Here is an 11,886-nt window from a genome sequence, read left to right as displayed (position 1 = left end):
AATCATGTGCTGTCCTACCCTGACCCGAACGTGGTGATCGGGCATAAGCTGACCATCCTGCCGGTGGAAATCGTGGTGCGCGGCTACCTTGCCGGGACAACGGGTACTTCGATTCTGACGCTCTACAAGAAGGGGCAGCGCCAAATGTACGGCCACCACCTTCCCGACGGGTTGCGCGACAATCAAGCACTGCCCGCACCCATCATCACCCCCACGTCCAAAGCCTTTGACGGTGGCCATGACGAACCGCTGACCGCCGCAGACGCCGTCTCGCAAGGATTGCTGACGCAGCTACAATGGGATCACATTTCTGCAGTGGCGCTGGCGCTGTTCGCGCGTGGGCAGCAGATGGCAACCGCGCGCGGGCTGATCCTTGTGGACACAAAGTATGAATTCGGCACCGACACCGCTGGCAACATCCTGCTCGCAGACGAAATTCACACCCCCGACAGTTCGCGCTATTGGCGCGCCGATGGCTACCGGACTGCATTGGAAAATGGCACTCGCCCACCGTCCTTCGACAAGGATGTGATCCGCGCATGGGTTGCCGCCCGATGCGACCCCTACAGTGACCCGATTCCGGACATCCCGCCGGAAATGATTGCCGCAACCGCCCAAACCTATATCAATGCGTTTGAGGCTATCACCGGCGAAACCTTTGTCCCCGACCGTGCAGGCATAAGCCCGCTTGCCCGCATCCGGCAAAACCTCACACCGTATTTCACCTGACATAACGCAGGTTTGCGCTAGCAACAGCACCGCGCTATACAAAGGCGGAACTTAAAACGGGAACACTGACATGATCCTTTGTTGTGGCGAAGCCTTGATCGACATGCTGCCCCGACAATCCTCTACGGGTGAAAACACCTTCGCTCCCTTCGCTGGTGGTGCCGTATTCAATACCGCCATCGCCTTGGGCCGACTTGGCGTAAAAACCGGGTTCTTTTCTGGCCTTTCCACCGATCTGTTCGGACAAATCCTGACCGATACGCTTGCGGCCTCCCATGTCGAAAGCAGCTTTGCCGCCCGCTCACCACGCCCCACCACACTGGCTTTTGTCAAACTGGTGGGTGGTCAGGCAACCTACGCATTTTATGATGAAAATACCGCTGGGCGGCTGTTGTCGATTGCCGATCTGCCCAACCTTCCCGGCGAAATCTCTACGCTGTTTTTTGGCGGCATCTCGCTGGTCAATGACCCGGCCGCCAGCACCTATTCGGAATTGCAGACGCGCGAGGCACCAAAACGGGTCACAATGATCGACCCCAACATCCGCCCAGGTTTCATCACCGATGAAACCGCCTATCGCAACCGCATCAACGCAATGATCACCCGCGCCGATATCGTGAAGCTAAGCGACGAAGACCTGCGTTGGCTTGAAGGCGCGGGGGAGATGGCAACCTTGGGTAAAAACCTGCTGAGCCGGGGCCCGAAACTGTTGTTCATCACCGAAGGCGCCAGCGGCGCGCGCGCCATCACCGCAACGCAAAACCGCTTCGTCGCGGCGACCCGCGCAACGGTGGCCGATACCGTGGGCGCCGGTGACACCTTCAACGCAGGGGCCTTGGCCGCCTTGCATGACGCTGCCGCGCTGACCAAAGACGCTATCGCCAATTTGCCTGATGCCACCCTCGACGCCGCCCTCGTCCGCGGCACACGCGCTGCAGCAATCACCGTTTCCCGTCCCGGCGCAAACCCACCCTGGGCGCATGAACTGTGAGGGCACTTGTGCAACGGGTTCACCACGCTTCCGTCTCGATCGCGGGTTCCAGAATCGAGGAAATCGGCCCCGGTCTGCTGATCCTGATCTGCGCCATGCAAGGCGATACCGAGGCAGAGGCAGACCAGCTCGCCTCCAAAATCACCAGACTGCGGATCTTCAAGGACGCGGCCGGCAAAATGAACCTCGCGCTGAAAGACATCGGCGGCAGCGCCTTGATCGTCAGTCAGTTCACCCTTGCCGCCGATACCTCACGCGGCAACCGCCCCGGCTTTTCCGCCGCAGCGCCCCCGGACGTTGGCAGCCATCTGTATGAGTATTTCTCGAAGGCCATGTCCGCACAGGGCACCCCCGTCGCTAATGGCAAATTCGGCGCTGACATGGATGTCACCCTGACAAACGCAGGCCCGGTCACAATCTGGCTCGATACAGCGCACTGAACCATTCGTCTTCTCTGCGAAAATATCCTCCGGGGGTGAATTGGCCTCAAGGCCAAGAGGGGGCAGAATGCCCCCTGCCCTCTGCACCGACAAAACCCGTTCAGGTCCAGTCCCAAGGTCGGATGAACTGCCCCAAAACGGCTGTCACAGCGGCATCATCCACGCCCTCCGCCCGTGAAATCCGTGCCACAAGCCCGCGCTTCTTATCCTCAACCACACTTTCCACCCGCACCGGCAGGCCCGCCTCCTGCAAGGCCGCGTCATAGATCCGGGTGATCGCCAACCGGCGCAGATCAGGCTTGAACACCTTGCCCACAGCGGTTTTCGGTAATTCATCCAGAATTTCAATTACTTTCGGCACCGCCGCGCGTTCGTGGATATGCTCACGGGCAAAATCCATCAACTCGGCGACAGTCACCTTCGCGCCGGATACAAGCTCGACATAGGCGCAGGGCAGTTCGCCGGAATGGGCATCGGGTTGGCCGATCGCGCCAACCATCGCAACCGCCGCGTGACCAGCCAATGCCTCTTCGATCTCTGCCGGGTCGATATTGTGACCGCCCCGAATGATCAGATCCTTGGCCCGCCCGGTGATGAACAGATAGCCATCCGCATCCATCCGCCCCAGATCGCCGGTGCGCAGATAGATCCCTTCAGCGAACAAATCCTTGTTCTTGTCCACTTCGGTATAGGTTGACCCGGCAAACACCCCCGGATTGGCGACACAAATCTCCCCCACCTGATCGATGGCGCATTCCTTGTACCCGGTCTCCCCATTGCGGTTCAGGATGCGGACCTGGGTATAGGGCAGCGGAATCCCGACTGAGCCGATTTTCTTGTTCCCCTGCGGTGGGTTGCACGACACCAAACAGGTGCATTCCGTCAGCCCGTAACCTTCGATAATCTCCACCCCCGTCGCTTTTTCGAACCGTTTGTAAAGTTCGAGCGGAAGCGGGGCAGAGCCGGAAAACGCGCCGCGCAGGCTGCTGACATCTGCATCGACCGGGCGCTGCATCAACGCGGAAAGCGCAGTTGGCACGGTGATCATATAGGTGATCTTCCACCGCTCTACCAATTTCCAAAAATTGTCGAAAACGCCTTCGCCGCGATAGCCTGCGGGGGTCGGGAACACCACATGCGCCCCACTTGCGATCATCGACATCAGGATCGGATAAATCGCAAAGACGTGGAACATCGGCAGCGGGCAGATCACCACATCGGATTGTCGAAACATCAGCTTGGCGCCAAGCCAGCCGTTATAGACCATGCCGGACACCTGATGCTGCGCCACTTTCGGCATTCCCGTAGTCCCGCCGGTGTGGAAATACGCGGCCACACGGTCTTCGGTCACATCCTCGAATGTCAGCCGGTCGGAGGGGTGCATTGCCATTTCAGTTGCAAAACTCTTGACCGTTGCATTGTGGGAAACCGGGTTTTTCGGGCGGATCAGCGGCACGATCCAGCTTTTCGGCGGTTTCAGATAGCGGCGCAGATCAACCTCCAGCACCGTCTTGACGCCCGGCGCATGGCGCACCGCTTCGGCGACCTTTTGCGGCAGATCGGTTTTCGGGAATGCGCGCAGCGTTACCACAACTTTCGCCTTGGTTTCCCGCAGGATGGAGCTGATCTGATCAGCTTCCAACAGCGGGTTGATCGGGTTCACAATGCCCGCCACTGCCCCGCCCAACACGGTCACCGCCGTCTCCGTCGCGTTCGGCAGGACAAAGGCCACCACATCCCCGGACCCGACGCCAAGGCTGCGGAACAGGTTGGCCGCTTGCGTCACCGCCGCGTGATACTCTGCCCAGGTCAGGGTTTCCGCGGGGGTTCCGGGGCCGGATTCCAACTGGAAGGTCAACGCAGGTTTGTCGCCATGCGCGTCGCGCGCCCGGCTGAGAAATTGGTACATCGACTTCGCGGTATCCCGCTCTGCCCATGGCTTTTCGGCTTCTATCGCGTCCCGCGTCTCCTTCGACACAAAATTCGTCATGCGTGTTCCTCCCCCTGTCATCAGCCAGCGACAATGCCGCCAGCCTTCAGTTCACTTTTTTCAACGATGCGGGTTTTTGGTCCTCGTCGCAAGCATAGACCATGCTGGCCAACGCTACGTTAAAGCGCGCCGCCAAGGCAGGACCGCGCGGCGCAGCAAGAATACTATGCTTCAAATGCAAAAGGGGCGCCATTGGCACCCCTTCCGAACGGAGACCCGATCTTCATGCCTGTGTAATACGCAGCATCTGGCCGGGATAGATTTTGTCAGGATGCGACAGCATCGGGCGGTTCGCCTCAAAAATCTCAGTGTAGCGATTGGCATTGCCAAGGGTTTTCTTGGCAATCGCAGACAACGTATCGCCTTTCTTCACTTCGTGAAAAATCGGCGCTTTGCCGGCATCCGGCACATCGTCCTGCACCTCGGCCACGCCTGCGACATTGCCGACGGCGAGGATAACCTTTTCCTTGACCTCCTGGCTGACCGCTTTGCCGGAAACGACAACCTTGCCATCATCGGCCACCTTGATATCCAGCCCGGAAGTATCAAGCCCGAGGTTCTTCACCTCTTGCTTGAAAGCATCTTCCTTCGGCAATTCTGCGGCTTCGGCTTTCGATCCGAACAGCGATTTGCCTGCGTCTTTCACAAAGCTCCACATTCCCATGTCAGTCTCCTGTTACCTTGGGGCGGCTTGCCCCCGTTCCGGGGCGCAGTATGGCGCAGGATCATCGAGGCGCAATCACCGAATTCTTCTGCGCCGGGGGAATTGCCGCAAGATTTTCCCCGAAAAGCGGGTTGGCAAGAGGGTCAGGCCTGCCCGTCAGTGAACTGAAGCCGCGCCAGCCGGGCGTATAGCCCACCTTCGGCCACCAATTCATCATGGCTGCCCGTCGCAACGATCCTGCCATGTTCAAACACCACAATCCGGTCCGCCTTTTTCACCGTGGCAAGGCGGTGGGCGACAACAATCGTGGTGCGGGATTTCGCCAGTTCATCCACCGCCGCCTGCACCGCACGCTCCGATTCCGCATCCAGAGCACTCGTCGCCTCATCCAGCAGCAGCACCGGTGCATCGCGCAGGATGGCGCGCGCAATCGCGATCCGTTGCTTTTGCCCACCGGAAAGCATCACCCCGCGTTCGCCAACAAAAGTGTCATACCCTTCGGGCAATGCCATCAGGAAATCATGTGCAGCGGCGGCCTTGGCGGCGATTTCAATCTCCGCGTCCGTGGCTTCGGGTCGACCAAAGCGGATGTTTTCGCGCGCCGAGGCACCAAAGATCACCGGATCTTGTGAGACAAGCGCGATGTGATGGCGAAAATCCGCCCGCGTCATTTGCTGCAAATCGACTCCATCCAGCGTCACCCGCCCTTGCTGCGGGTCGTAAAACCGCAAGATAAGCTGCAAGATCGTGGTTTTGCCGGCGCCGGACGGCCCCACCAAAGCGACGGTTTCACCCGGTTGCACCCATAGGTCCACCCCGTCCAGCGCACTGGTTTCGGGGCGCGCCGGATAGTTGAAATGTACGCCTTCAAACGCAATCGCACCCTTCACCGGTTGCGCAAGCGCTGCGGGCTGCGCCGGATCGTTTACGCTGTCTGTCGCGACAAGCAGGTCCACCAGCCGCTCCGTCGCACCCGCCGCGCGCTGCAATTCGCCCCAAATCTCTGACAAGGCACCCACCGCGCCCGCGACGAGTACCGAATAGATCAGGAACTGGATCAACTCTCCCGCACTGATCACGCCGGTGCGCACATCGCGCGCGCCGACCCACAGCACGCCGACGACCCCAGTGAAAATCAGGAAAATCACGATCACTGTCATCAGCGCCCGCGTCCCGATCCGCTTTTGCGCCGAAAGATAGGATTTTTCCGTCATGTCATCAAATCTCGCGCGTGAGCGGTCCTCATGCGTGAAGGCCTGGACCGCTTGCACCGACAACAGCGCCTCGGAGGCATTGCCGGAACTCATCGCGATCCAGTCCTGGTTTTCCCGGCTCAACACCCGCAAGCGCCGCCCCAGTACCACGATGGGGATGATGACCCCCGGCACGATCAACAAAACCAAGCCGGTCAGCTTGGCCGAGGTCAGCAACAGCGCCACCATCCCGCCGATCAGCATCAACACATTGCGCAGCGCAATGGAGGCGGATGACCCGATTACTGACAGGATCAGCGTGGTATCGGTGGTCAAACGGCTGAGCACCTCACCCGTCATGATGCGTTCAAAGAACGCGGGGCTCATCCCCATCACCTTGTCAAACAGGGCTTTGCGGATATCAGCGACCACACGTTCACCCAACCGGGTCACCAGATAATAGCGCGCGCCGGTGCCAAGCGCCATCAGCAGCGCCAGTACCAGGGCCGCGAAGAAATACTCATCCAGAAGCTGTGAATTAGCCGCGTTGAAGCCGTCAACCACCCGACGCACCGCCAATGGCAGCACCAAAGACACGGTGGCGGTCACCACGAGTGCTACACCCGCCCCGGCGGCAAGCCCGCGATAGGGGCGCAAGAACGGGGCCAGCCCGCGCAGCGCGCCGACCTGCTTTGACTTTTCGCGCTCTTCCAGCATCTCGCCGCCTCGTGCCATGCGTTCTTGTCCTCTTGCTCTCCGGGCTTCACTTATGCGCAGCCGCGCTTGCCCGCAAGCATCCCATTTGCCGCGCCCCCTTTCCCTCGCCCCAAGGCTGTGTCAGTTTCGGCAACAACAAAAGGGGCCACCATGACCGAATTTTTCACCACATCCGATGGCACCAAAATCGCTTATTCGGTGGCGGGGACCGGCACCCCGCTGCTCTGCCTTGCGGGCTTGACGCGCACGATGCAGGATTTCGACTACATGCGCCCGCATCTGCCCTCCTGTCAGCTGATCCGCATGGATTATCGCGGGCGCGGGCAAAGCCAATGGACCGGTGCGGCCAGCTATACCGTCCCGCAGGAGGCCAAGGACGCGGTTGAATTGCTCGACCATCTTGGCGTCGCGAAGGCGGCGGTTCTGGGCACTTCACGCGGCGGGTTGATCGCGATGATGCTGGCGGCGACGGCACATGACCGCCTTCTGGGCATCTGTTTCAACGACATCGGGCCGGAGATCCACAAACCGGGGTTGGAAAAGATTATGGATTATGTCGGCCGCAACCCGCGCGCCAAAACCCACGCCGAACTTGCCGCCGCCCTGCCGCGCAACATGCCGGGGTTTGCGAATGTGCCCGACAGCCGCTGGCTGGAGGAAGCGCGCCTGCATTATACAGAAACCCCCGAAGGGCTGCGCATCACCTATGATCCGGCCTTGCGCGAAAGTTTCCTTGCCGCGTTCAAGGGGCCGGAGGTGGATCTGTGGCCATTGTTCGAAACCTGCGCCGGCCTGCCGCTGGCGCTGATCCGAGGTGCGAACTCTGATCTGCTGACACAGAAATGCGCCAATGAAATGCGCCGCCGCCAGCCGGATATGGCCTTCATCAACGTGCCTGACCGCGCCCATATCCCGTTTCTGGATGAGCCGGAATCGGTGGAGGTCCTGCGGGATTTCATAGCGCGGGCTTCAAGCCGCTAGAACTCCGTCCAGACCGCGAGTTTCATGCGCGGCGCTTTCGGCCCGACTACGCCGACCGAAGGCGACAGCACCAGATGTCCGCGCCCAAACCGCCACGCCACGCCCGGCTCCAGCCGCAGCGTGCGGGTGTTAGCTTGTTGCCATGCCTGCGCCTGCGCCATGACCATCAGCCGGTCATGCGGTTTCAGCCCAAAGGCCAGATCCAACTTGTAAGCCAACCCCGCGCGCAACCAGTCGTTCGTGACAAGGCGTTCCACCTGCGCTTCAGCCGCAAACCAGCCCTCGCCCCAGCCGGTGACAAACCCCTTGCCCCAAATCAGGCCCACCCGTGCCGCAACCTCGGTCTCGCCTTTCAGCAGCGGGAACACTGCGGCGGCGCGCGCCTCGCGCATCTCCATTGACAGACCCACAGACAGAATCGAACCACCTGCCCCACGCCAGACGGGCCGCTGGATGAAAGAGGTAAGATCGGGCAGGCGCCGCCCGCGCGGCATCGACACCTCCATCCCCATGGTCCAATCGCCGCGCAGGCCATATTCCGCGTAAATCTGGCTGCGCGTCTGATCGGTAGAAACCGCGATAAAAACCTGTCCGGCCTGACGCGGCCACGCACCGGCATAAGCCGTTGCGGTACAAAACCAGCAGACAAGCGCCAAAAGCCACCGCATCCAGATGCTCCTTTGCGCCAGAATGGCAGAAAAATGCTTAACGAAAGGTAAACCCAGCTTGTCGTTGACCTTTGCCGCGCCACAGGTCAGCAATAGGCGCAACGCCCCCATGACCGGAAACCGACACATGCCAACAATCGCTGATATCGAGGCCGCCGCCCGCCGTCTGGAGGGCCGCGCGCGGCGCACACCTTTGCTGTCCTCACCGTTTCTGGATGAGATCGCGGGCCGCCGCGTCTTTGTGAAGGCGGAATCGCTGCAACATACCGGCTCATTCAAGTTTCGCGGCGCGTGGTCTGCGGTTTCGGCACTCGACAAGGACATTCGCCGCAAGGGCGTCATCGCCTTTTCCTCCGGCAATCATGCACAAGGTGTCGCATTGGCGGCAAAGCTGCATGATATCCCGGCGGTCATCATCATGCCGAATGACGCACCACAGATGAAGATCAGAAACACCCGCGCATTGGGCGGTGAGGTCGTGCTCTACGACCGCGCAATCGAGGACCGTGATGCCATTGGCGCCCAGCTTGCCAAGGCGCGGAGCCTGTCGTTGATCAAGCCGTTCGACGATATCCGCGTGATCGCCGGGCAAGGCACCACCGGGCTGGAAATTGCCGAACAAGCCGCCGAACAAGGCATCGCGCGCGCCGATGTGTTGGTGTGCTGCGGTGGTGGCGGCTTGACCTCCGGCATCGCGCTGGCGCTGGAATCGCGCGCCACCGGCCTGCGCGCCCGCCCGGCAGAGCCTGCCGGGTTTGACGATGTGACGCGCAGCCTTGCCTCTGGCACCCGACAGCACAACACCCGGCTCTCCGGGTCAATCTGCGATGCAATCGTGACGCCAACGCCGGGGGAATTGACCCTGCCGGTGATGTCGCGCCTGTGTGGCCCCGGTCTTGTCGTCACCGATGACGAGGCGTTGCATGCCGTCGCACTCGCATGGTCGCGCCTGAAGATCGTGCTGGAACCGGGAGGTGCTGTCGCCCTTGCCGCCGCCCTGTTCCGCAAGGATCAGATTGAGACGCCGGACGTGATATGTGTCGCAACGGGTGGCAATATCGACCCTGACGTTTTCGTCAGAGCACTGACCTATCTGGGATGAACCGGCAAACGGCCACCAGCAGAAGACTCCAGACAAGAGAGGTTGCGGACCCAAACGCCGCATGCGGCCCTCACGGCAGGAATCGCGAAAAGGTCGGGAATACCGGACTAGGTCGATGAGGGCAAAGCCGCTATCATCGGGCTTCCTGATTTTTGCATTATCCATTTCCTTTTCGCTGCCACGACCAAACCTTCGAGCCGTGGTCCAACCCGTTTGGTGACCGCAATGAGTTTTTTGCCTGCGACCCAATTCACGCTTGCCAATCCCGCCACCATTGCCTTTGTCGTCCTGTCGTCCGTCGGCTACGCAACCGTTACCATCGGGCTCAAGATGGGTTCGGCGTCGATGACCGCGCTGTCGATCACCGTGATCCTGATCGGACTCGCCGCAGCGATGTTTGGTGAGATTACTGCCCTGCGCAGCGTCGCCCTCGGCCCGATCTACATCGCGATTCTGGGGATGGAGACGTTGATCGTGATGACCTACACCTGGTACATCGGTGAGGCGCTGTCCGCTCGCCAAATTGGCGGGGCGGGCATGGTCATGTTCGGCTTGCTGTTGGTCAACACCTGACGCTTTGGCTTAGGGCAATCTCTGACCAACCTCGCACCGCCAAGAGTGATCGTGACAACACGGCGCAAGCACATCCAGTCACAGCGACCCGTCGGCGCGCTCAGTGATCACCGTTCCGTGCAGAGCAAAACCTGCCGTCAACGCGCAGCCGAACGCTCGACCGCAATTGCCAAAGCAACAAGCGACGGCAAAGTCGTGGCGGACGGTTGGTGTCCTTATGCCCGCCGCACCGGGCAGCGTAGGCCAAGCGGCAAGGTTCACCCATCCGCATCAACATGCCTGCCGCAGCATCGACCAGCAGACATCGACGCGGACTTGCAACCATCCAACATCAGAGCGAGACTAGCGGTCTTACCCGGTTCCGGTGAAACGTGAAAAGCTGCAAGATTCCAATCTGCGATCATCTGACACGCGACAATGATCAAGCGACGCTTCGGACGGGCCCCGCCTTGTGGCGAGCCAGGATTGGCGCTGTGTTGCGGTTTTACGATAATGACCTGCTCTCATCGGGAGATGCAAAGCCGCATGTTCTGCCTCGTGGCAATGCGCCACCCGAACTTCCGGCAAAGGAGCTTGAGTGACCCAATCGCCGCGCCTTGCCCTTGGCTTCATTCTGGTGACCATCACCCTCGATGCGATCGGGATCGGCCTGATCTTCCCGGTGATGCCCGAACTGATCGAGGAGGTCACGGGCGGAACGCTGGCCGCGGCGGCGTTATGGGGTGGGGTGCTGTCCACCTCCTTCGCGGTCATGCAATTCCTGTTCGGCCCGGTACTCGGCTCGCTGTCGGATTGGTACGGCCGCCGCCCGGTGTTGCTGTTGTCGCTCGGGGTGATGGCGCTCGCCTATCTGATCATGGCGCTTGCACCGACGATCTGGCTTTTGCTCGCCGCGCGCCTCGTCGCCGGCATCGCAGCGGCGACCCAATCCACAGCCACGGCCTTTATTGCCGACATCAGTACACCCGACCAGCGCGGCCGGCGTTTCGGCCTGATCGGGGCGTGTTTCGGGATCGGATTCATCCTCGGCCCGCTGATCGGCGGGCTGGTCGCCAGCATCGACACCCGCGCGCCCTTCTATGCCGCCGCCGCGATGGCGCTGGCCAACCTCATCATTGGCCTGATCGTGCTACCGGAAACCGTAACCGCTCGCACCCGCCGCGCTTTCACATGGTCGCGCGGCAACCCGATCGGCGCGTTGAAATCACTGACCGCTCTGCCCGGCCTGAAGCGCCCGTTGCTGACGTTCCTGATCATAGCCGTCGCGATGAACGTCTACCCGGCGATCTGGGCGTTCTACGGCAAGGCGCGCTTTGACTGGGACACGACCATGATCGGACATTCGCTTGGCGTCTATGGTGTCAGCTTCGCGCTGGGGCAGGCTTTGCTGGTCGGCCCGCTGATCCAACGCTTCGGGGAGCACCGAGCAGCATTCCTCGGCATGTGGGTCGATGTCGTCTCGCTCACCGCGCTCGGCTTTGTCACATCCGGGGCGCTGGCGCTGGCGCTCACTCCCATCACGGCGCTCGGCGGTGTGGTCACGCCAGCGATTCAGGCGCTGCTGTCGCGCCAAACACCAGACAACGCGCAAGGAGAGTTGCAAGGTGTGCTCGCCTCGCTCAACGCACTTGCCATGATCACAGCACCCTTGATGATGACCGCCACTTTCGCCGCCTTCACCGCCCCCGATGCTGCCATCTTTTCCCCCGGCGCGCCCTTCCTGCTTGCCGCCATCCTGATGGTCGCCGCCATCGCCTTGCATGTCGCGAAATCACGCGAAACCCCAAGCGGTTCCCCTACTCTACCGCCATCTTCTCTGTAAAAATATCCCACGGGGG

The 11,886-nt window shown here is 60.9% G+C and carries 12 protein-coding genes; 7 read left to right on the top strand and 5 right to left on the bottom strand.

Annotated elements, in window-relative coordinates; all coding sequences use genetic code 11:
• The 3 genes from L0H65_RS06725 to dtd all read left to right on the top strand — a co-directional run.
• Positions 1 to 729, top strand: a 729-nt coding sequence (locus L0H65_RS06725) for a phosphoribosylaminoimidazolesuccinocarboxamide synthase (RefSeq protein WP_301458069.1), incomplete at its 5' end; no start/stop codon positions are given.
• A 70-nt stretch (positions 730 to 799) separates the two neighbouring features.
• Positions 800 to 1,720, top strand: a complete 921-nt coding sequence (locus tag L0H65_RS06720) for a carbohydrate kinase (RefSeq protein WP_301458068.1) — start codon at positions 800 to 802, stop codon at positions 1,718 to 1,720.
• Positions 1,717 to 2,160, top strand: coding sequence for a D-aminoacyl-tRNA deacylase (dtd, locus tag L0H65_RS06715; RefSeq protein ID WP_301458067.1), 444 nt, complete (start codon positions 1,717 to 1,719; stop codon positions 2,158 to 2,160). The genes L0H65_RS06720 and dtd overlap by 4 nt, the downstream gene beginning before the upstream one ends.
• Positions 2,161 to 2,260: 100 nt before the next feature.
• On the opposite strand, the gene L0H65_RS06710 is transcribed toward dtd, so the two are convergent.
• The 4 genes from L0H65_RS06710 to L0H65_RS06695 all read right to left on the bottom strand — a co-directional run bounded on the left by L0H65_RS06710 (position 2,261) and on the right by L0H65_RS06695 (position 6,742).
• Positions 2,261 to 4,150 (bottom strand): acyl-CoA synthetase, encoded by a 1,890-nt coding sequence (locus L0H65_RS06710; protein WP_301458066.1) that lies wholly within the window; start codon positions 4,148 to 4,150, stop codon positions 2,261 to 2,263.
• A 46-nt stretch (positions 4,151 to 4,196) separates the two neighbouring features.
• Positions 4,197 to 4,343: a hypothetical protein gene (locus L0H65_RS06705; protein ID WP_301458065.1), complete on the bottom strand. Its 147-nt coding sequence runs from the start codon at positions 4,341 to 4,343 to the stop codon at positions 4,197 to 4,199.
• Positions 4,344 to 4,373: 30 nt separating this feature from the next.
• Complete coding sequence (gene lysM, locus L0H65_RS06700; protein WP_301458064.1) at positions 4,374 to 4,814, bottom strand: peptidoglycan-binding protein LysM; 441 nt, start codon at positions 4,812 to 4,814, stop codon at positions 4,374 to 4,376.
• Positions 4,815 to 4,957: 143 nt separating this feature from the next.
• A complete protein-coding gene (locus L0H65_RS06695) occupies positions 4,958 to 6,742 on the bottom strand; it encodes an ABC transporter transmembrane domain-containing protein (RefSeq protein WP_301458063.1) in 1,785 nt (594 codons plus the stop codon).
• 132 nt (positions 6,743 to 6,874) lie between these two features.
• Here L0H65_RS06695 and L0H65_RS06690 point away from each other — a divergent pair, with 132 nt between their 5' ends.
• Positions 6,875 to 7,705, top strand: a complete 831-nt coding sequence (locus L0H65_RS06690) for an alpha/beta fold hydrolase (protein ID WP_301458062.1) — start codon at positions 6,875 to 6,877, stop codon at positions 7,703 to 7,705.
• Here the strand turns inward: L0H65_RS06690 and L0H65_RS06685 are convergent.
• Complete coding sequence (locus L0H65_RS06685; RefSeq protein ID WP_301458061.1) at positions 7,702 to 8,373, bottom strand: hypothetical protein; 672 nt, start codon at positions 8,371 to 8,373, stop codon at positions 7,702 to 7,704. The two genes, L0H65_RS06690 and L0H65_RS06685, sit on opposite strands and share 4 nt — an antisense overlap.
• Positions 8,374 to 8,500: 127 nt before the next feature.
• Between L0H65_RS06685 and L0H65_RS06680 the strand changes: the two genes are divergently transcribed.
• The 3 genes from L0H65_RS06680 to L0H65_RS06670 all read left to right on the top strand — a co-directional run bounded on the left by L0H65_RS06680 (position 8,501) and on the right by L0H65_RS06670 (position 11,870).
• Positions 8,501 to 9,475: a threonine/serine dehydratase gene (locus L0H65_RS06680; protein WP_301458060.1), complete on the top strand. Its 975-nt coding sequence runs from the start codon at positions 8,501 to 8,503 to the stop codon at positions 9,473 to 9,475.
• Positions 9,476 to 9,700: 225 nt separating this feature from the next.
• Positions 9,701 to 10,048, top strand: coding sequence for a 5-aminolevulinate synthase (locus tag L0H65_RS06675; protein WP_301458059.1), 348 nt, complete (start codon positions 9,701 to 9,703; stop codon positions 10,046 to 10,048).
• A gap of 577 nt (positions 10,049 to 10,625) precedes the next feature.
• A complete protein-coding gene (locus tag L0H65_RS06670) occupies positions 10,626 to 11,870 on the top strand; it encodes a TCR/Tet family MFS transporter (RefSeq protein ID WP_301458058.1) in 1,245 nt (414 codons plus the stop codon).
• Positions 11,871 to 11,886 lie beyond the last annotated feature (16 nt).

The sequence above is a fragment of the Pseudorhodobacter sp. genome, assembly GCF_030452865.1.
Lineage (GTDB): Bacteria > Pseudomonadota > Alphaproteobacteria > Rhodobacterales > Rhodobacteraceae > Pseudorhodobacter.
The sequence above is the reverse complement of the archived record's forward strand: the minus strand, read 5'-3'. Positions and strand labels throughout refer to the sequence as shown.